Origin of the sequence: Corallincola holothuriorum (genome assembly GCF_003336225.1) — a bacterium.
Lineage (GTDB): Bacteria > Pseudomonadota > Gammaproteobacteria > Enterobacterales > Neiellaceae > Corallincola > Corallincola holothuriorum.
Window position 1 is genome coordinate 266,501 of sequence record NZ_QPID01000006.1, and the last position, 18,553, is coordinate 285,053.

At 48.3% G+C, this 18,553-nt stretch carries 18 protein-coding genes; 11 read left to right on the forward strand and 7 right to left on the reverse strand.

Annotated features, from left to right (window positions below; genetic code table 11):
- Positions 1 to 19 precede the first annotated feature (19 nt).
- Entirely contained in the window at positions 20 to 361 is a 342-nt protein-coding gene (locus DU002_RS11775) for a hypothetical protein (protein ID WP_114338584.1), read from the forward strand.
- Positions 362 to 533: 172 nt separating this feature from the next.
- Here DU002_RS11775 and DU002_RS11780 read toward each other — a convergent pair whose 3' ends face one another.
- Positions 534 to 815, reverse strand: a complete 282-nt coding sequence (locus DU002_RS11780) for a hypothetical protein (protein ID WP_114338585.1) — start codon at positions 813 to 815, stop codon at positions 534 to 536.
- Positions 812 to 2,698 carry a Na/Pi cotransporter family protein gene (locus DU002_RS11785; RefSeq protein WP_114338586.1) on the reverse strand — a complete coding sequence of 629 codons (1,887 nt, stop codon included), beginning with the start codon at positions 2,696 to 2,698 and terminating at the stop codon, positions 812 to 814. The genes DU002_RS11780 and DU002_RS11785 overlap by 4 nt, the downstream gene beginning before the upstream one ends.
- A gap of 215 nt (positions 2,699 to 2,913) precedes the next feature.
- Between DU002_RS11785 and DU002_RS11790 the strand changes: the two genes are divergently transcribed.
- The 6 genes from DU002_RS11790 to DU002_RS11815 all read left to right on the forward strand — a co-directional run bounded on the left by DU002_RS11790 (position 2,914) and on the right by DU002_RS11815 (position 7,350).
- Positions 2,914 to 3,642 (forward strand): sulfite exporter TauE/SafE family protein, encoded by a 729-nt coding sequence (locus DU002_RS11790; RefSeq protein ID WP_199405224.1) that lies wholly within the window; start codon positions 2,914 to 2,916, stop codon positions 3,640 to 3,642.
- A 144-nt stretch (positions 3,643 to 3,786) separates the two neighbouring features.
- Positions 3,787 to 4,668, forward strand: a complete 882-nt coding sequence (locus tag DU002_RS11795; protein WP_114338587.1) for a YbaY family lipoprotein — start codon at positions 3,787 to 3,789, stop codon at positions 4,666 to 4,668.
- Between the two features lie 94 nt (positions 4,669 to 4,762).
- Positions 4,763 to 5,437, forward strand: a complete 675-nt coding sequence (locus DU002_RS11800; protein ID WP_199405225.1) for a response regulator — start codon at positions 4,763 to 4,765, stop codon at positions 5,435 to 5,437.
- A 187-nt stretch (positions 5,438 to 5,624) separates the two neighbouring features.
- Positions 5,625 to 5,852 (forward strand): hypothetical protein, encoded by a 228-nt coding sequence (locus DU002_RS11805; RefSeq protein ID WP_114338589.1) that lies wholly within the window; start codon positions 5,625 to 5,627, stop codon positions 5,850 to 5,852.
- Positions 5,853 to 5,880: 28 nt separating this feature from the next.
- Positions 5,881 to 6,693 (forward strand): hypothetical protein, encoded by an 813-nt coding sequence (locus DU002_RS11810; protein ID WP_114338590.1) that lies wholly within the window; start codon positions 5,881 to 5,883, stop codon positions 6,691 to 6,693.
- A gap of 237 nt (positions 6,694 to 6,930) precedes the next feature.
- On the forward strand, positions 6,931 to 7,350 hold the full coding sequence (locus tag DU002_RS11815; RefSeq protein ID WP_114338591.1) for a hypothetical protein: 420 nt from the start codon (positions 6,931 to 6,933) through the stop codon (positions 7,348 to 7,350).
- 76 nt (positions 7,351 to 7,426) lie between these two features.
- Here DU002_RS11815 and DU002_RS11820 read toward each other — a convergent pair whose 3' ends face one another.
- The 3 genes from DU002_RS11820 to DU002_RS11830 form a co-directional block, all read right to left on the reverse strand.
- Positions 7,427 to 9,625: a tetratricopeptide repeat protein gene (locus DU002_RS11820; RefSeq protein WP_114338592.1), complete on the reverse strand. Its 2,199-nt coding sequence runs from the start codon at positions 9,623 to 9,625 to the stop codon at positions 7,427 to 7,429.
- A 96-nt stretch (positions 9,626 to 9,721) separates the two neighbouring features.
- Positions 9,722 to 10,516, reverse strand: coding sequence for a substrate-binding periplasmic protein (locus DU002_RS11825; RefSeq protein ID WP_114338593.1), 795 nt, complete (start codon positions 10,514 to 10,516; stop codon positions 9,722 to 9,724).
- 106 nt (positions 10,517 to 10,622) lie between these two features.
- On the reverse strand, positions 10,623 to 12,302 hold the full coding sequence (locus DU002_RS11830) for an electron transfer flavoprotein-ubiquinone oxidoreductase (RefSeq protein WP_114338594.1): 1,680 nt from the start codon (positions 12,300 to 12,302) through the stop codon (positions 10,623 to 10,625).
- Positions 12,303 to 12,483: 181 nt separating this feature from the next.
- Between DU002_RS11830 and DU002_RS11835 the strand changes: the two genes are divergently transcribed.
- The gene (locus tag DU002_RS11835; RefSeq protein WP_114338595.1) at positions 12,484 to 13,233 is read left to right on the forward strand and encodes an electron transfer flavoprotein subunit beta/FixA family protein; all 750 of its coding nucleotides are present in this window, start codon (positions 12,484 to 12,486) and stop codon (positions 13,231 to 13,233) included.
- On the forward strand, positions 13,233 to 14,198 hold the full coding sequence (locus DU002_RS11840) for an electron transfer flavoprotein subunit alpha/FixB family protein (protein ID WP_114338596.1): 966 nt from the start codon (positions 13,233 to 13,235) through the stop codon (positions 14,196 to 14,198). Before DU002_RS11835 ends, DU002_RS11840 begins: the two co-directional genes overlap by 1 nt.
- Positions 14,199 to 14,336: 138 nt before the next feature.
- Here DU002_RS11840 and DU002_RS11845 read toward each other — a convergent pair whose 3' ends face one another.
- A complete protein-coding gene (locus tag DU002_RS11845) occupies positions 14,337 to 14,828 on the reverse strand; it encodes an Sbal_3080 family lipoprotein (protein ID WP_131416727.1) in 492 nt (163 codons plus the stop codon).
- A 529-nt stretch (positions 14,829 to 15,357) separates the two neighbouring features.
- Here DU002_RS11845 and DU002_RS11850 point away from each other — a divergent pair.
- Both DU002_RS11850 and DU002_RS11855 read left to right on the forward strand, forming a co-directional pair.
- On the forward strand, positions 15,358 to 15,792 hold the full coding sequence (locus DU002_RS11850; RefSeq protein WP_407642941.1) for a hotdog fold domain-containing protein: 435 nt from the start codon (positions 15,358 to 15,360) through the stop codon (positions 15,790 to 15,792).
- A gap of 401 nt (positions 15,793 to 16,193) precedes the next feature.
- A protein-coding gene (locus DU002_RS11855; RefSeq protein WP_114338599.1) for an IS3 family transposase occupies positions 16,194 to 17,350 on the forward strand; the annotation gives its coding sequence in 2 pieces (ribosomal slippage) (positions 16,194 to 16,449 and positions 16,449 to 17,350; 1,158 coding nt in all).
- Between the two features lie 208 nt (positions 17,351 to 17,558).
- On the opposite strand, the gene DU002_RS11860 is transcribed toward DU002_RS11855, so the two are convergent.
- The gene (locus tag DU002_RS11860) at positions 17,559 to 18,437 is read right to left on the reverse strand and encodes an AraC family transcriptional regulator (protein ID WP_114338600.1); all 879 of its coding nucleotides are present in this window, start codon (positions 18,435 to 18,437) and stop codon (positions 17,559 to 17,561) included.
- Positions 18,438 to 18,553: the final 116 nt, after the last annotated feature.

Consider the following 18,553-nt stretch of genomic DNA (forward strand, 5'->3'; position numbering starts at 1 on the left):
TGCGTAAGTAGCGTAAGTGATGAGTGATATTGTAAAACTTCAGTTTTCTGTAAAAACTAGTCAAGTCAGCTTGTGGTCATCTATCTGTACGCTGCTTGCCGAAGGTGGCAGCGGCGCAAAATTGCAAGACTTATTCGACGACCTGCAAGCGGATGCGGGCGATTTACTGGATGAGTTTTTTGACGAGTTTGATAGTGAACAGTTGTATGCTGAAAACTGGCATCATGAGGCGAATAGATTCGAAATAGAATTGTTGGCAGGGGGATTCGGCGAAGATCTTATTGAAGCATTAGAACCGATATTTCTGCAGCTTCCGGTAGAGGGTTTTGTCGCCAGCTTGGGTAGCGACAGTGGCAGTTAAATTGAGCGGTGTTAGTTGTGTGTTTAGCGGAACCAAGGTCTTCCAATCCCCGCTTTTCTGTTTCAATGCCGCTCTTGGTTCTAGACATAGATCAAAGGAAAAAACCATTAATCATCTGCGTCATTGACTTCAAAATAGGAAGGCCGATAGCTCACTCCCGCTGAATATGCCTTTACTCTTTGCTGCTCTTTTTATCCTGCATTTCAGTTTTTAGGGCTTTGTACTTTTGTTGGGCTTTAATGCGGATCGCTTTGGCGATCTTTAGTTCGCTTTGTAGTGTCTCTTTTTCCTGTTCATCGTTAGTTTCGTCGATCAGTTGTTGCAGCATATGGGATTTACGCTTCAGCTTATTCAACTTCTTTTTTACTCGTTCCAGCTGCTCTTTGTTGTGCTCGGCGTCCTCGGTGAGGAACCGATTAAACCAGCTGGCAAGACGTTCGATCGACCTGTTCACCCATTATCTCCTGCTTCTGTTTCAGACTGCTCTGATGCCAGTAGGGCTTCAACTTCATCGGGGGCCAGGGCGAGCTCTCTGCTGAGTACGCCTTCGCCGCCAGATCCTGCTGTCATCAATACTTCAACGGTATCTATCAGGTTCTTAGATATAGACCGACAGTAATGACTGTCGTTCATTAATGAGCTTGTCATTCTGGGGGTTAGCTCACGGTGACGGATAAGTTCGTCGAGTGCGTCATTGGAGATGACGTCATTTTTTTCTAGTGTCATGCGTAATTGGCTGATCACCAGCTCGGCGTCGTTGTCTTCCTGCGCGAGGGAATCGTGGCGGATAAAGTAGAGTCGTCGCAGTAAGAACGCAATTTGGCTGCGGATCTCGCCATATTGCTGACGAATATGCACATTATCTGACACCAGATATTGGCGCAGGTTTTTTTGCAGGTGTTTAATATCTTTGACTGCATTGACTAGATCGCGCGCGGTGGCTTTTATCGCAAATAGTTCTTTGCTTTGTGCGCTGTTCATTTCCGGCTGTGCCGTGGCTGCGAACGTAAACAGCTCGCTATAGACTGGTTGAATGTAACGCTGGTACAGCTCATCGATATCACAGAATGCATCTTTAGAAATCGGAGATTCAAGTTGCGAATTTAGGTCTTTATCTGATTCAACCACGGAACGATCCAACATGAGGCCGCGGGCAATAACGCCGTAGACGTTATCGAATAGATGATGGGTTTCCATGATCATCGATTTCAGTGCCGTATCAGGGTTATTTAGTACGGCTTTTTTAAGATAGAGCGGCTTCACCTGTTCACGCCTTCTATCGGGGCGGGACAGAGGCAACGATACGCTTTCTCGACGTTCATCGGTGCGCAGGTAGTGCTCCAATCCGCGACACAGCGCTTTGATAAATGGCAACATCAGCGCGATACCTAAGGCGTTAAATAGCGTATGGAAAAGCGCGAGTTTTAGGGTGTAGTTCTGTTCGCCGATGCCGACGGTTTCGGCAATGCCATCCACCAAGTTAGCTAGCGGTACAATCAGTACCAATGCGGTGATACCCGTGACCAAGTTAAACACCAGATGCGCCGCAGCAAGGCGTTTACCTTCGATGTTCGCCCCCAACGCGCCGATGATGGCAGTGATGGTGGTGCCTACGTTGGCTCCGATCGCCAGCGCTAAGGCGTTGTAATAGGTGATTTGTCCGGCGGCTAGTGCGGTAATGATCAATACCAGGGTGGCATGGCTAGACTGCATGACCACGGTCGCGGCCATTCCCAATAAGGTGAAAATAAGCAGGCCAGCGATGCCATCCGCCATATAATCTGAGAGTACAATACTGGATTGAAAGGTTTCGAATCCCTCTTTCATATAGTGAATGCCAAGGAACAGGAAACCGATACCGGCGAGCAGGTAACCCACTCCTTTTAAGGTTTTTAGTTTTTGGAACACCAGGATCACGCCAAACACTAACAACGGCATGGCGTAAGCGGAAATTTTTACTTTTAGGCCAAAAGCGGCGACCAGCCAGGCGCCCGTGGTTGTTCCCAGGTTTGCGCCAAAAATAATACCGACGCCTTGCATGAGGGGGAGTAATCCGGCACTGAGAAAGGAGATGGTAATAATGGTGACCAGTGAACTGGACTGCATCAGGGTCGTTGTGAGTACACCGAATGACAGGCTTTTCCAGAGTTTATTGGTGGTGCGCTTGAGTAGGCGCTCTAGAACACCGCCGGTGAAAGATTTAAAGCCGTCCTCTAGCGCTAACATACCAAACAGGAAAATAGCGACGCCGGCTAAGATCTCCTTTAGCTGTGGCATGGCCCAAAAGCCGTAGCTTAATAGCACTAAGATTAATGGGAGAATGAGTTTCTTGATCATGACCTCCTTGGCTATCGTTCAGTATAGCCAACGCTTGTTTGCTGGGTGTGATCAAGAAAGCATTCGCATTCAATGACTTTTAATACGTTGACGTAGTCACACGCGGCCGATGGGCGTAGCATTTCGGGTACCTTCTAGGGCGATATCGTTCAGTGTGTTTTATCGCTTTTATCAGACAGGCCAAACGGGCATGAAACTGGATATTAGAGATTGTTGTGAGTGAACTGTTGATTTGGTCGATTTCGGCCTTAATGGTGTTGGCGGGTTGCTGGTTGCAATCGGCGCTGGGTTTTGGTCTGGCGATTGTCGCGGCGCCGATTATCGTGTTGATCAAGCCGGAATGGGTGCCCGTGATGCTCACTGTGGTGGCGCTGCCCCTGAGCGCCATGAATGTTTGGCAGTTACGGCACCATATTCAACTGAGAATGATGGCGGTGCCTATTGTCGCCAGGGTGCCGGGTACGGTTATCGGCGTTTGGCTATTGATGACACTCAACGTGCAATGGCTACAGATATCCGTGGCGACAGCGGTGCTGATGGCTGTGGTTATTTCGTTTTGGGGGCGTAAATTTGAAGCCACCCGAGGACGATTAGCTTGGGCGGGGCTTGTTTCGGGGGTGATGGGTTCGACCACTGCGGTCGGTGGCCCACCGTTAGCCTTGGTGATGCAACATGGTGAGCCATACCGGATCCGCGCCAATTTGTCGTTGTACTTTATGTGTTCCTGTCTGTTGAGTTTGGCTGGCTATAGTGTCGGTGGGATCTTAAATAGTGAGCTGTTATGGCAAAGCCTTAGCTTTGTACCAATATCAGTATTGGGGCTGATGCTGGGAACGCGTAGCCGTGGCTATATTGACGGTGGCCGGTTTCGCCCTATCTTAATGTGGCTTTGTGGCGTCGCAGGAACAGTGGCACTGGTTGGTGCTATTTGGGGAGGCATTTAGGTCGGCTCGCTTAATTCGTGCCTCACTGGTTATTAATGATCGTTTACTTGGTTTTTAGGCTAGCGTTTATCGTTAATGCCAATGTAATGGTTAACAAAGTTTATGCTCCCATACTGATGATATGGGAACGATAGGAGTTCTAAGATGCGTACACTTCACCTTTGCCGATTAGGCGCTACCTTGATGCTTGCTGGCATGAGTGCAGGTATTGTCACTGGCTGTGACAGCCAGAACCAGACGGTTCCAACTGAGCAAGCACAACAGGAAGAGACAATGGCAGCTAAGTTAGTGGGGAGCGCTAGCTACCGTGAAAGGATAGCTTTGCCGCCGGGTGCTGAGTTGGTTATATCGCTTGAAGATGTGTCGAAAGCGGATGCCGCGAGCGAAACTGTTGCGAGCTTAAGTCAAACTTTGACGACGGCGCCGCCTTACGAATTCGAATTAAGTTATGAGCCGGCCAAGTTAAAGCCGAAAGCACGATATAGCTTGCGTGGGCAGATATACATGGCTGACCAGCTGCTGTTTACAACCACACAAGCGTATCAGCCATTTGGCGTGCCACGGATTGAAATGTTGCTTGAAAAGGTGGGTGGCAAACGCGCAGCGGTAGATGCGCCGGAGGTTGCTGTGGATGAGCCCACCGAGTCTCCTGCAGCGTCAGCTGTCGATATCAGTGCCGTTATCGGGGATTGGACGTTGTTATCTCTTAACGGTGATGTGTTGGCTAACACAGCAGAAGAATCAAATCTGAAATTGACCTTGATGACCAGTGGTTCGGCATCAGGTTTCTCAGGATGTAATCATTTTCGTGGCGACTACGTGATCAGTACGGAAGGAGAGGGTAGACCCACACTCTCTTTTGGGCCCATTGCTGGTACACGAAAGATGTGTCAGCGCATCATGGAGGTGGAATCTGCGATGTTGACTATGCTGTCTCAAAGCAAGTACTTCACCGTGACAAAACATCAGCTGAATTTACTCAATGGCGATGAAGTTGAGATTGCAACCTTGGTTCGCGGGCAATAGCATACGGCGCTGTGATGATAAAGCATTCGCGTGGGGCTGATGGTTTCGTTCAAGCCCTTACAAATATGGCTAAGCTAGGTAGACGGATATCTCTTTGGAACCCTCAATTTTACTTGTTGAAGATGAAGCCGACATTGCTGAAATGGTGGTGAAATTCATTCAGGCGGCAGGCTTTAATGTTACCCACTTTTCTACAGGGGTTGGGGTTACGGAGTTTGTGCAACAGCATCGTCCCGATTTGGTGTTACTGGATCTGATGTTGCCAGGCAAAGATGGTTTAACCTGCTGTAAAGAGATCAGAGCTTTTTCAGAAGTGCCTATCATCATGGTAACGGCCAAAACGGAAGAGGTTGACCGTTTGATTGGGCTTGAGATCGGTGCGGATGACTACGTATGTAAGCCGTTTAGCGCACCTGAACTGGTGATGAGAATAAAGGCGATTTTTCGACGTATTCAACCAAAGTCTGCGCCAGCAAAGCAGCTTCTTTTAGATCATGAGCGATTTACGGCCAGTTATGGTGACGTCAGTGAGCAGCTTACTGCGGTAGAGTTTAACTTGTTGGCCTTATTACACAGTCAGCCCGGCCGTATCTATTCACGGCAACAGATCATGGATCTGGTATACAAAGACTATCGCGTGATATCTGATCGCACGGTAGACAGCCATATCCGAAACCTGCGCAAGAAGCTTAAGTGTCTTAATATGCCAGCTGAGCCAGTCTGCTCCGTTTATTCAGTGGGCTATAAGTACGAACCAGCGGCAAGCTAGTCGAAGCGTACAATGCAAAAAAGCAGGGTGCGTGGCCATTCGCTGCGTATTTACTGAATTATCCCTGGTTACACCTCTGACCTGCACAATCTCCACAATCGCTGCACATTTCTGTTTGATACTTCTCCTGAGCTAAAGCAAAGCGCTTACCAGTTATGCGCTTTCAATCGATTCAGTGGAGTTTTTCATGTGTGTTGCAAACCACAACGTCAGCCAGCATTTTAGTAAATGTTCTGAGACATCAAGATTTATCGAACAATCACCATTCTTGAAGCTTGCCGTAGAGCAAGCCCCCGGGGTCACCATAGACCACGCCAAAGAGCTGATAATGTTACTGAACATGATGGCGTCCGATGACACATTGCATTCGGGAATACGGCGCCAAGCAGAAGAAACATTGGCACTAATCGAGTAAACGAGCAAACCAGGGACGGTAAGCAAATATGGCTACAAGCTATCAGCAGCAAATCGTTGGCAAGCTGCATTGCACAGTTATAAAAGCGCACTTATGGATAAATAAGTGCGCTATTCCGATCTTGTTTAGCTTAATTTCAATATGGTTACTGGCGCTGTTTGTTAAGGTGAACCTGCTTCCGTCAAGTGACGAAATCGGGTCTAACAACGCTGACCTCATTGTTTTTACGCCTGTGTCTTTGCCGCAAGATAGCGAGCCATGGCTGGATTTAGGCAGAGGAGAATCCAGCGAAGCCGTGGTCAATCAGTTAGCGGAGATGTTAAAGGGAGCTGGCAGCGGTTTTGATGTTGTTTTCGGCGAAGGAGGGGAGATCAAGTTGCTGCCGCAACATCTGCCATTGAAAAGGTCGGACCAAATATCTGCAGCCGCACAAGGTCTTCGCCAAAATTTGAGTCGCCTATATGGCGTTAGCCAACGACGAGACCAGCTAATGGCAGTTGAGGATGCTGATAGCAGTCGTCAGTTTCTAGTTAACTATATGCGTGATGCTAATCTGGAACTTTTATGGCGCTTGGAAGCCGCCAAGATGAGCCATGACCTGCACCCGTCAGATCATTTGCCTGATTCGGATCGGCTGGCCATCAATACGCTACGTCATAGTGATCACTGGCGAGAGATAAAACTTGCGCGGGAAGTGCTTGGCGCCTGTAAGTTAGGACGAAGCATGATCAATAGGGTGTCACTCGATGAGCCATCCCAAACGCCTGTCATCCCCACCGATTTCATCGCCAGTGCACAGCCGGCAAGCTTGCAGGTGGTAGGACTCTCTATAGGGCATTAGACGCTATGTCAGCTTTTTTTAGCGAGCGCTTTATGTTGCTTAACTCCTGCATTTGTCGCTGTAGATCATGGCAGCCTAAGTATATCTCTATATGGCGTTGAGAATTCATTAGTCTAAGTGCTATAACCTGCTGAATACAATTACTTTACTGGTGAATTTATGACCTTTTGCAGATGTGCCGGGTTAGTTTTGGCAACGGTTTTATGCGCATTATCGTCATCTCTATGGGCGAATGATTTGATCGTGAAACAGGGGCAGGTGGTCTGCACAGGGCTAGATGACAGGGGGCGTTACCAATATCAGATCTATCTTTACCTGCAGAATGTAGGTAAAAGCAACCTCACTGTTATTACCAAAACCAGTGACGTACTGGGGATTTTTTACGAAGTGCCAGAGATCACCTTGAGCAATAGTGAATCGACGGTGGATGGAGGACTTTTGGTTCCACCAGCGGAAGAATTAGGCTTGGTGACTCTTTATCCCACTGATGTCGCAAGTGTTCATGACACATTCACCTCAAGTGACAGGTTGCAAGATAAAGCGGTAATTAACTACCTTGCAAGAGAGATCTACTCTGGCCGATTCGGCAACTGGGTTGGTTCGGCAAAAAGCGCGCCTATTCAAGTTGTTAATAGTGTTAAGTCGTGTATTGAATAAACAAGGTATCGCTGGTGAGGCGTATACTCAATGCTGGTTTCTATCTTAAATCTCAAGGTTTGATGGCGGCATCCAATCAGCCCATTGCTGTACTGATTGGAAGGCGTATGTCTATTCGTAAGCCGCCGCGTTTGCTTCTTGCCGCAGCAATAGTGCCAGAATGCGCCTCCACTAAGCTTTTACAGATGGACAAGCCGAGACCCGAGCCGCCGGTATCCCTGCTGCGCGATCCTTCGGCTCTAAATAGTCGTTCAAATAGCCTTGGCAAATCCTCGTTCATCACGCCTGGTGCAGAATCTTCCACGCGGATATGCAGTTCATGGGCTTGCTGTCTTGCTAAGAGGCGAATACAACCCGGTGTGTCGGTGTAACGTATACTGTTTCGCAATAGGTTAACCAGCACTTGTTTAAAGCGCACAGCATCAACATCAATATGCAGTTGCGCATCGATATTTAAGCGAACTTCAATATCAAATCCTGCATCTTCGCCGAGCTCCTGAAATTCGTCTCCCGCTTCTTCTAACAGCTCAAGGGCGGGAAGTGTTTGAAAGTTCAACTCCAGTAGTCCGCTATCCGCGCGAGCCAACTGATAGATATCGTGGATCAGTTGGTTAAGCTCAGCAATCTTTCCGTGCAGTTTGCGATAAGCTCCTTGGCGGTCGTCGACTAGATCATATTCCAGCCCTTCAAGTTGTAGCTTAAGCACAGCAAGCGGCGTACGGAGTTCATGAGAAACTTCTGCCAGCAGATTATTCTTTCGGGCGATAGCTTCTTCCATGACCTGGTTCTTTAACTGCGCGACCCGCCGTTTGCTGTAGAGATAGAGGATCAACCCGATCAAAATTAATATGCTAAATATTTGAACTGTAATTAGTCTGTTTCGTTCCAGCTTGTGCTGTTTGGCAACGGCTTGCTGTAAGGCTCGATCCTTTTCTAACAGGCTGATTTTATGCTCTTTGTTAAGTGATTCCACGCTCGCCTGCAAGTGACCTATGGTCAGGTTTTTTCCTTGGCCAAAAAGCTTCTTTTCTACCAGGGCGCTCTCTTTATAGGCCTTTAATGCTTTAAACGGCATATTTTCTAATTCGAACAGCTCGCTGCGTAACAAATACAGCTTGGCTAAGCCATCGAGGTCTTCTTCTTCGATGGCTTTTACCAATGCGCGATCCACCAAGGCATGGGCGCGGTCGAACTGCTTTAATTTACCGGCAAGTTCGGCCTCAAATCTTTGTCCAAGTGCCACTAAGTGTTTATCTTCGGCAGTCGTCGCTTTATCTATTCCCTGTTTTAAAACCCCTTCAGCGAGCAGATACTGGCCTTGCCTGGTGTAACTGCGGCCAAGATTGATGAGTGCCCAACCTTGGTTTCTGTTGGCGTCGATGCTTTTGAATTTTTCAAGGGCTTGAAGAAGGAGCCGCGTGCTTTGTTCCCACTGTTTACGTTCGCCTGCGAGTATTCCTAATTTCATGTAGTCGTGGCCAATGTCACTGGCATTGTCGTATTTCTTGTCAATGTTAAGTGCTTGGTTAAAGTAGCTTTCTGCTCGCTCGAAATCCCCAGTGTCAATGTACAGTGAGCCAATGTTGTATAGCGTACTTGCTATCCCTCTCTCATCGTTTAGTTCGGTTTCTAATGCTAAATTTTTCTGCATATAGCTCAACGCAAGATCATACTGACCACGTTTTTCGAACAGTTGAGATAGCAGGGTGTTCGCAGAGAGAACGCCATCGAGGTAACCCACTTCCTGGCTCAATGTGAGCCCTTTTTGGGCATAAGGCTGCACTTCCGACAAGCGGGATATCGCTCGTAACCCGCGCGCCACATTCAGGTTGGCACGGGCGACGGCGCGCCGGCTGTCTGTTTGCTCTGCCAGTGACAGTGCCGTCTTGAAGTGCGCGATCGCTTTTAAATAGTTGCTGCGGGTATACGCAATATTACCTAGGTTATTTTCGGCGCGGATCTGGTACGAGGGCTGCCTCTGCTCTACGGAGTCACCAAGCAGTTGCAAGTTATATTGTTCCGCTTGTTTCAGTCGCCCAGTGGTACGAAGCAACTGTACCAACCTGTCCATCGCTTCCAATCTAACGTGGGGCTGTTGGTTATAGTGTCCAGCCGTTAAATAGCTTTCGATCAGCGTCACTCTGCTGCTGATCTGTTCTGCGCTTAGTGTGTTATCAGCGACTAACTCTTCTGGAAGGGGTTGTGATTGCTCATCAGCCCACACCAATTTTGCGTAGCATAAGAGGATGATAAGCGGGACAAAGTAACGAAGCATGGGGGTACACGTAAGATGAGTCTAATGCAGGGTATTTTATTCGGCTTGACGCCTATGTCTATTGATAACCAAGAATTGTGCTGTAATCGACCATACTCAGTTGTTGTGCGGCAAGCCATATTTCTGTTTCAGTGCGTCCACACTTTCCTGATGAGTTTTCAGGAACTTGTCAAAGCTTGCGATAAGTCCGGGGTAGTGTGCTGTGCTTAAATGGCGTGAACTGCGAATCAACGGCAACTGCTCGGCGACCACCAAAGCGTTAGGTTTAGCTATGATTTGTTGCAGGTATTGTTTAGTCACTGCGGTATTTAAATACACCCCGTCCAACGCGCCACTGATCACCATGTTTATTAACACACCGATGTTTGCATCGGTATGTATTTCAATATCACCGCGGTCGATCATCGCCTGATACGGTACCGGAGTAAATCCGAGGAGAATGCCCAATCTTTTTAGTGAAGGCAGTGTCATAGCCTGCTGAGATGGCGCAACCATAACACCGTCGATATAGCTGGTAACTGGCTGACTGTAGTATATTTTGTTGCTCTTTTTTGCTTCTGGAGCCCATTGGGGGTTATCAGGATAGATAAGCGCAGATTCGCCGCTTATCAGTGTCAACGTTCGTCGCTTTACTGAGTAAGGTTGGTAGCGGATCTGTTTATTTAAATAGCTCGCAAAAAGATCAAATAACTCGCGATTAAACCCCTGATAACTATCTTTCTCCCAGAGCGAGTATGGCGCGTAGAATGGGAAGTCTTGCACGCCTAACTGGATAATCCCTTGCTGAACGGGAGATTTAAGCTTTGATCCGGCGGCTGATTCAGCGATCCCACTGGCGAGGAATGTCAACAGCAGCGCTAGTTTGTACGGGCTAAAATTAACTAACTGCATTGGCTCGTTATTAATCCTGTTGGGATCTTACTTAATCTCTAACAATAGTTGATTTTGCACGTTGCAGAACAACAAATTACTCAACTGATTAATACGCTTGTTTTGGTCACATATCCGTATATTGCGGTCCTGATCCACCCTCCGGGGTGACCCACTGAATATTCTGGGAAGGGTCTTTAATATCACAGCACTTACAGTGCAGGCAGTTTTGACTATTGATAACAAAGTTGGTTTTGCCGTCGATCTGTTGTACTTCATATACGCCAGCGGGGCAGTAGCGTTGTGCTGGTTCGTTGTAACTGCTGAGGTTTACGTTGATCGGGATACTGTCGTCCGTGAGTTGCAGATGATTTGGCTGGTCATGGTCGTGATTTAGATTGGACAAAAACAGTGATGCCGTACGACTGAAGGTGATGGTTTTATCGGGCTTTGGATAGTTGATAGGCGGCGCATCAGCCGCGGTTAGCATATGTTCATGATCATGGCTTTGGTCGCGGCTATGCCAAAAAAGGTGTCCGTTCAGCAGATTTTGTTCTAACCAATTTAGCGCCCCGCCTGCCAGTAGCCCAAAACGATGTAGGTTAGCGACACTGTTGCGATGGCAATAAAGTGATCTGCCTAACCACGAGTTTTCGACCCGACTGTCGAAATCTGTGATTGTATGGTTCGTCGCTGTGTTCTCTGTTGCCTCTGCAGCCCCTTTAGTTGCAGCCCCTTTAGTTGCGGCGGCTGCGATAGCTTCGGCGGCTAACATGCCGGACTTCATCGCAGTATGGGAGCCTTTAATACGTGCAGCATCTAATGTGCCCGCATCGCAGCCGATCAACATACCGCCAGGGAAGCTCATTTTCGGCAATGAATGCCAACCACCTTTTGCAATGGTGCGGGCGCCGTAGCTCAGACGTTCGCCCTCTGCGAGCAGATGATTGAGCATCGGGTGGCGCTTAAACTGTTGAAACTCTTCAAATGGATCCAGGTGCGGATTCTGATAGTTAAGGTCGACGATTAACCCGATATATACCTGCTGGTTCTCGCCGTGATAGATAAAGCCGCCGCCGTTCGCTTTGTGGCCACTGCCCTCAGTCAGTGGCCAGCCGAAGGTATGTTGGGTTAGCCCTGGTTGGTGCTTGTCTTTACTGACGCGCCATACTTCTTTAAAGCCAAGGGCGTAATGCTGCGGATCTTTGCCTGCATCCAGCGCAAACCTATTTACGACCTGTTTGCCTAAGTGACCTCGGCAGCCTTCTGCCAGCAGGGTATAAGGGGCAAGGATCTCCATCCCTAACATGCCACCGGGCTTAAGCTCTCCCTGCTTGTCACGCCCCATGTCACCGGTGATCACGCCAACGACTTGTTCACCTTCATATTTAAGTTGATGCGCACTGAAGCCGGGAAAGATATCGACGCCTAATGCTTGTGCTTGTTCCGCTAGCCAGCGGCAGAGCTTGCCAAGACTAAGGATCTTGCAACCGTCATTGTGTAAGGCTTTGGGTACAGTCCATTCAGGCATCAACTTGCTGGCTGTTTGGGAGAGGCGAAGTAACTGATCTTGATTGACGCTAAGGCCTAATGGAGCTTGCCGCCAGAGTTCGCCGGGAAACAACTCTTGCAGTGCTATCGGGTCGAATACGGCACCAGAAAGGATATGTGCACCGACCTCCGGGCCTTTTTCCAACACACAGATATTCATTTCTGGCTGCAGTTGCTTCGCTCGGATCGCTGCTGAAAGCCCCGCTGGCCCTGCGCCCACGATCAGCAGATCGAAACTCATCTGTTCCCGTTGCATCTTGTTCAGTTCCCTTTACACAAAACCTGATAGTTGTCACCTTGATACAGGTTTACGTTAACGTCAACGAAAACTAAGATAATCAAAACATGACAGATTGGAAAGCCATTCTTACAGCAGCGCTCTGGCGTGCTAATGGCACTGGCATTTAGCCTAGTCTGGTTGAATTAATGGGGTAGAAATGAAGGTTTTAGTAGCTATTAAGCGAGTGATCGATCCCAGCGTTAAGGTGCGGGTAAAGACTGATGGCACTGGGATTGAGACCGCAGGGGTTAAAATGGCCGTTAATCCATTTTGTGAGATAGCAGTAGAGCAAGCCGTGCAGCTGAAAGAGGCTGGTCTCGCAAGTGAAGTGGTTACCGTGTCAATTGGTGACGGTGCAAGTCAGGAGCAGTTGCGCACTAGCTTAGCATTGGGCGCCGATCGTGCGGTTCACTTGCAAACAGATAGTGAACTGGAACCGTTAAATGTCGCCAAATTGCTTAAAGGGGTGGTTGACCGTGAGTCACCCGGACTAGTGCTGCTGGGTAAGCAGTCGATTGATGGCGACAATAATCAAACTGGCCAGATGCTTGCCGGGCTATTGAACTGGTCGCAGGGTACGTTTGCATCCAAAGTCGAGATTGACGGGAATAAGGTCAATGTGACGCGAGAGCTGGATTCAGGACTACAAACATTATGCCTGACGTTACCAGCTGTAATTTCTACAGATCTGCGCTTGAATACTCCACGTTTTGCATCTCTGCCCAACATCATGAAAGCGCGTCAGAAACCGCTGGAATCGGAGTCGGTTGATGAGCATCTATCGGCCATGTCTCAACATATAGAGATACTAGAACTGAAGCCGCCCGCGCCCCGAAAAGCCGGGGTTAAAGTCAGTAGTGTCGATGAACTGGTCGATAAGTTACGCAATGAAGCGGGGGTGATCTGATGGCCGTGTTAGTGATAGCTGAGATACAAGGTGATGGTGTTGCTGGTCAGCGACTCAGTGAGCAAACCTGCCGCGCGGTGACTGCAGCGCAGCAGCTCTCCGACAATGTTGATCTGTTGTTGTGGGGAACGTCTAGCGCCCATATCGTCGACCAGTTACAGGGTTATCCGCTCGGACAGATCCACCTATTGGAGAGTGCCGCGGTCGAACATGGTTTAGCAGAATCTTTGGCGCCGGTGATTACTGCTCTGGCAGTGGATTATCAAGCTGTAGTGGCTGGCAGCAGTACGTTTGCTAAAGACCTATTACCGCGGGTAGCGGCTATGCTCGATGTTGGTATGACGTCTGATGTGATCGCGATTGAATCCGAGGATACATTTATTCGCCCAATGTATGCGGGAAATGCCATCGCCAAAGTGCGTAGCCATGATGCTATTAAGGTCATTACTATCCGTAGTGCTGCATTTGCTTTGCCGCTAACTAATGGCTGTGATCCCGTCACTGTGGTGCGAGTGAGAGAGGATATCGCAGCATTGGCCGTGAATGACTTGTCGTCGTTTGTAAGTGAACAGATCACTGAAAGTGAACGACCAGAGCTCAGTGCCGCTAAAGTCGTTGTGTCGGGCGGTCGGGGTCTACAAAGTGCTGAACAGTTTCATCTGGTTGAACAACTGGCTGACAAACTTAATGGCGCTGTAGGTGCATCGCGAGCTGCTGTAGACGCGGGTTTTATCGGCAATGATTTTCAAGTCGGACAGACAGGTAAGATAGTTGCGCCGGATCTGTATATCGCATTGGGGATCTCAGGGGCTATTCAGCATATCGCAGGGATGAAAGACGCTAAAGTGGTGGTCGCGATTAATAAAGATGCCGATGCGCCTATTTTCGATGTGGCAGATTACGGCTTGGTGGGTGATCTGTTTGATCTTGTTCCTGAAATGATTAAGAGACTCCCTCAATCATAAATATTTTGTATTGCTGGCAATTAAATTAAGTGACTCTTAGCTAGTAAGAGGAGAGTGACAAGTTATCGTTGTCCTCTCTCCTCAGCCCTGCTCTTTGATTAAGCTAAATGATATTTAGCTTTTGTGGGAGGGCAGGTGTTACCGTAGAGGAGGCTCTGCAGTTTCTTCTTGTGTGACTTTTAATTGTTCATTCGCTTGGTCAACTGTTATTTTTCCAAATAACACATCCAGTAAAATCTGTAAGCGTTGTTCGGCATCACCAAACTTCCCAAAGCCACCATATTGCAATGCATCAAAATTAAGTGCACCCAACCTTTCACCGTTCTTATTGACCGTCATCTCAACGTCTTTCATATAAGTAGCAATATCCCAACCCCACCATGCTCTATATGAAAATACGTAGTCGTCAGGGGTCGACTCGCTGACTGCCATGACAACGGTTGAGTCGTAGCCATTATCCTTGAACCACTTGACCAATACTGGCAAAACGCTTTCTCTGGTGGGTTCATCTTTCAAAATGACGATTTTTGCACCGGGCTCTACGTTAACTTGTTCGAGATAAGTGACTCCCTTGTCAGTTGCACAACCGGTGACAAAAAGCATAAACACAAAAATTATTGAATACTTCATTCCATGACCTTCATTGGATAATTAATGGGCGGTTGGAAACAACCTTCAAAATATACGCTTCACACACGTCTTAATGCTAACTTCATCGTTCTCGAGAAATTTAATAAGACTTGTTTCAAGGTAAAGCGGGCAATAGTCTACCTATTAATCAGTAGATAGTCACATAAGTTCAAACAAAAATTAACAGTTTGTTAACCTAGCTGGTGACGCAAGCGTTTTATGTTGAGTGATAAGTGATTTGATTATTTGTATCACTGACGCGACTCTGTATTGATTGGTTACGGCTCTTTCTCTTGCAGAGAGACGGGCTATAGTTCGCCTGATTCACGCCGGACTATATGCTCTTGATTATGTGTTAATTGCGAGTGTTGTTTAACGTGGAATTATATTAAGGTTGACACATCCGACCAGTACTTGTTTTACTGAGCGCTACGAATGACAGATGTATCCACTTTGATAGCCATCTGCAGAAGAATACAGATGTTAGGAGTATATTGTGGCTGAAAATTACGTGCTGAGAACCCAGAGACTGCTCTCCAAGCTTCCCTTTAGTAGTTGGTTATTTGGCAAGGTGATCAGCCGTCGTGCGCCATACTTCGGTACAATTACGCCGCGTATTACTCAGGTTATTCCAGGTAAGTGCGAATGTTTGATCCGCAAGCGCCGTGGTGTTGAAAATCACATAGGTACGGTTCACGTTATTGCCATCGCAAATGGCCTAGAGATGGCGATGGGAACCATGGCGGAAGCTTCTATTCCTCGCCACCTTCGCTGGATCCCGAAAGGGATGACACTGGATTACACGGCGAAAGCAGGGTCGGACATCCGCTGTGTGGCTGAGGTAGATCAGTCGGCATGGCAGGTCGGAGATATGCCTGTCACGGTGACCGCGTTAGACGATAACGACACGGTCGTGGTCAAAGGCAGTATTAATCTGTGGATCTCAGAAAAGCCAAGCAAATAGTTATTGGGTTATTCCCGCTTCAAAATGAAAGCATTAATAGTTAAAGCCAACGTTCCCAAATTCTTTTTTAAAGAGACTGGGAGAGGGCAAGAGTGAGGTGCTTTTGCTATTTGCTGTTCAATACTAAAGTCAGATACCGAGCGAAACGCTAAAAGACCCCTCATCTCAATCTTCTCCCCAGGGGAGAAGAGGCTAAAAACAAGGGAGCGATAATTACGGTGCCCCCTCCAGACGACGAAATAGCGGCCAATTAAGGCGATACGATTCTTAGTTCCCTCTCCAAGGGGAAAAGGCAAGAGTGAGCGGTCTTCACTATTTGCCGTTCAATGGTAAATGTAGTGGTCTAATCATCCCGGACACCATTTAAGGTGGTAAAGTCGCCACCATAGAAGAGGTGTTCAATGACTAGAAAACGTCGTTCATTCACAGCAGAATTTAAACACGAAGCGGCAAGCCTGGTTGTCGACCAGCAGTATTCTGTTCCCGAAGCAGCCCGCGCAGTTGATGTTGGCGAAACGGCGCTTCGGCGTTGGGTTGAGCAGTTGAGAGTCGAACGAGGTGGTACCACCCCAAAGGCTAAAGCCCTGACACCTGAGCAACAGCGAATTCAGGAGCTTGAAGCCCGGGTTAACCGTCTTGAGCGAGAAAAGGTGATTTTAAAAAAGGCCACAGCTCTCTTAATGTCGGACGAACTCGAACGTACGCGCTGATAGACCAGTTGAGAGAGCATGAATCGGTAGAGTTGGTCTGTGCGGCATTTGATATCGCCACATCAAGTTATTACCAGCACAAGCAGCAAAAGGTCGATAGCGAGCGTATGGCATTACGTAGCGAAGTAAGCCGACTATTTGGGCTAAGTCGGTGCTCTGCGGGCAGTCGTATTCTGGTCGATATGATGCGAAAGCTCGGTTATTGCATTGGCCGTTATAAAGTACGGCAGCTAATGAAAGAGGCAAAGCTGATTAGCAAGCAGCCGGGGTCTCACGCATACAAACATGCCTCGGTAGAGCGGTCAGATATACCTAACCACCTTGCGCGAGAGTTTACGACCTCAGGCCCAAACAGAGTTTGGTGCGGAGATATCACGTACATCTGGGCTGGCAATAGTTGGTGCTATCTGGCTGTTGTTCTGGACTTGTATTGTCGTCGCGTTGTCGGATGGGCGATGTCCGATAAGCCTGATGCAGCCTTGGTGACAAAAGCGCTGGCAATGGCCTATGAACAACGAGGCAGGCCAAGTTGTGATCTGTTCCATTCAGATCAGGGCTGTCAGTATGCCAGTCGCAAGTTTCGCCAACACTTATGGCGTTACCGTATGACGCAAAGCATGAGCCGCAGAGGTAACTGCTGGGACAACGCTCCAATGGAGCGGTTGTTCCGCAGCTTAAAGTCAGAATGGGTGCCTACAACCGGCTATACATCAATATCTGAAGCGATGAAGGATATCAGCTTTTATTTAATGGACTATTACAACTGGCAACGGCCACACCGTTACAACAATGGTGTGGCACCTGCTGAGGCAGAAATTCGACCTAACTTACTGTCCGGTATTAGTTGACCACTACAAAAGCCAGATACCGAGCGAAACGCTAAAAGCCCCCTCATCTCAATCTTCTCCCTCGGGGAGAAGAGGCTAAAAACAAGGGAGCGATAATTACCGTGCCACCTCCACACGACGAAATAGTGGCCAATTAAGACGATACAATTCTTAGTTCCCTCTCCAAGGGGAGAGGGCTTTTGTCTTTGCGTTTACAGGGAAAGAATTACTATGCCCGCATTGCGCTCGGAGAGCGATTGAAGTGGCGCTTAAACTCGCGGCTGAATTGGGAAGGGCTAGTGTAACCAACCAGTCGCGCAGCGTCATTGGCGCGTTTTCCTTCGAGCAGGATCAGTTCCTTTGCCTTCACTAAGCGCACTTTCTTTAAGTATTGCAGTGGTGATTCCAAGGTGACTTGGCGGAACGCACGATGAAACGCAGATACGCTCATGTTGGCTTCATCTGCGAGGTGATCGATGGTGATCGGTGCTGCGTAATCACTGTGTACACGATTTAGGGCTTTGGCGATGCGAGCGTAATGGCCGTCCTGCTGCGCGAGTCCAAACAGGGTGTTGCCCTGTGGTCCCATCAATACGCGATAGATGATCTCCTCCAGCAGATGTTGGCCTAATACTGCACTATCTAAAGGGCAAGCCATCGCTGTGAGCAATCGCTCTACTGATAGCTCCATTGCGGGATCTAAAGCCACTGAATGGACGCCGCGGCTTGGTGTATTTAGGCCGTCGTTTGCAGTTGTCTGTTGTTCAATTAGGCCCACCAGTTTATGGAGTACTGCAGGCTCAATATCGATGACTAAACCGAGAATGGGTTTATCCCCATCAGTGAAGGCTTCGCACTCCAGCGGCAGGGGCACGCCAAGTACCAGATAGTCACCAGCGCCGTAGCCAACGCTATGCTCGCCTAAATGGATCAACTTACGACCCTGACCTATGATGATTATCCCGGATTGGTAAAGCAGCGGCTGCCTGGCGCTACTGTGCGGGGCGCGGTAAAAACGCACGCCTGGAATCCCTGTTTCTTTAATGCCATCGAGATGATCGAGCTGCTGCGCTTCGACGTAATGATTCATCAGTGTCGCGATCGACATAGGGATAACCTGTACAGACAATTTGAAAGAGAGAATAAATCACCTGATAGAATTAGGCAAGATAAAGGCAGTAATCGACCTTTTTGGTTACACCTGTTAATACTATTATGCTAGTC

What these genes read in the sequence shown, in the direction of transcription:
- DU002_RS11775 (WP_114338584.1), top strand. Translation starts at nt 20, where the DNA reads ATGAGTGATATTGTAAAACTTCAGTTTTCTGTAAAAACTAGTCAAGTC.
- DU002_RS11785 (WP_114338586.1), bottom strand. Translation starts at nt 2,698, where the DNA reads ATGATCAAGAAACTCATTCTCCCATTAATCTTAGTGCTATTAAGCTAC.
- DU002_RS11795 (WP_114338587.1), top strand. Translation starts at nt 3,787, where the DNA reads ATGCGTACACTTCACCTTTGCCGATTAGGCGCTACCTTGATGCTTGCT.
- DU002_RS11805 (WP_114338589.1), top strand. Translation starts at nt 5,625, where the DNA reads ATGTGTGTTGCAAACCACAACGTCAGCCAGCATTTTAGTAAATGTTCT.
- DU002_RS11810 (WP_114338590.1), top strand. Translation starts at nt 5,881, where the DNA reads ATGGCTACAAGCTATCAGCAGCAAATCGTTGGCAAGCTGCATTGCACA.
- DU002_RS11820 (WP_114338592.1), bottom strand. Translation starts at nt 9,625, where the DNA reads ATGCTTCGTTACTTTGTCCCGCTTATCATCCTCTTATGCTACGCAAAA.
- DU002_RS11825 (WP_114338593.1), bottom strand. Translation starts at nt 10,516, where the DNA reads ATGCAGTTAGTTAATTTTAGCCCGTACAAACTAGCGCTGCTGTTGACA.
- DU002_RS11830 (WP_114338594.1), bottom strand. Translation starts at nt 12,302, where the DNA reads ATGCAACGGGAACAGATGAGTTTCGATCTGCTGATCGTGGGCGCAGGG.
- DU002_RS11835 (WP_114338595.1), top strand. Translation starts at nt 12,484, where the DNA reads ATGAAGGTTTTAGTAGCTATTAAGCGAGTGATCGATCCCAGCGTTAAG.
- DU002_RS11840 (WP_114338596.1), top strand. Translation starts at nt 13,233, where the DNA reads ATGGCCGTGTTAGTGATAGCTGAGATACAAGGTGATGGTGTTGCTGGT.
- DU002_RS11845 (WP_131416727.1), bottom strand. Translation starts at nt 14,828, where the DNA reads ATGAAGTATTCAATAATTTTTGTGTTTATGCTTTTTGTCACCGGTTGT.
- DU002_RS11860 (WP_114338600.1), bottom strand. Translation starts at nt 18,437, where the DNA reads ATGTCGATCGCGACACTGATGAATCATTACGTCGAAGCGCAGCAGCTC.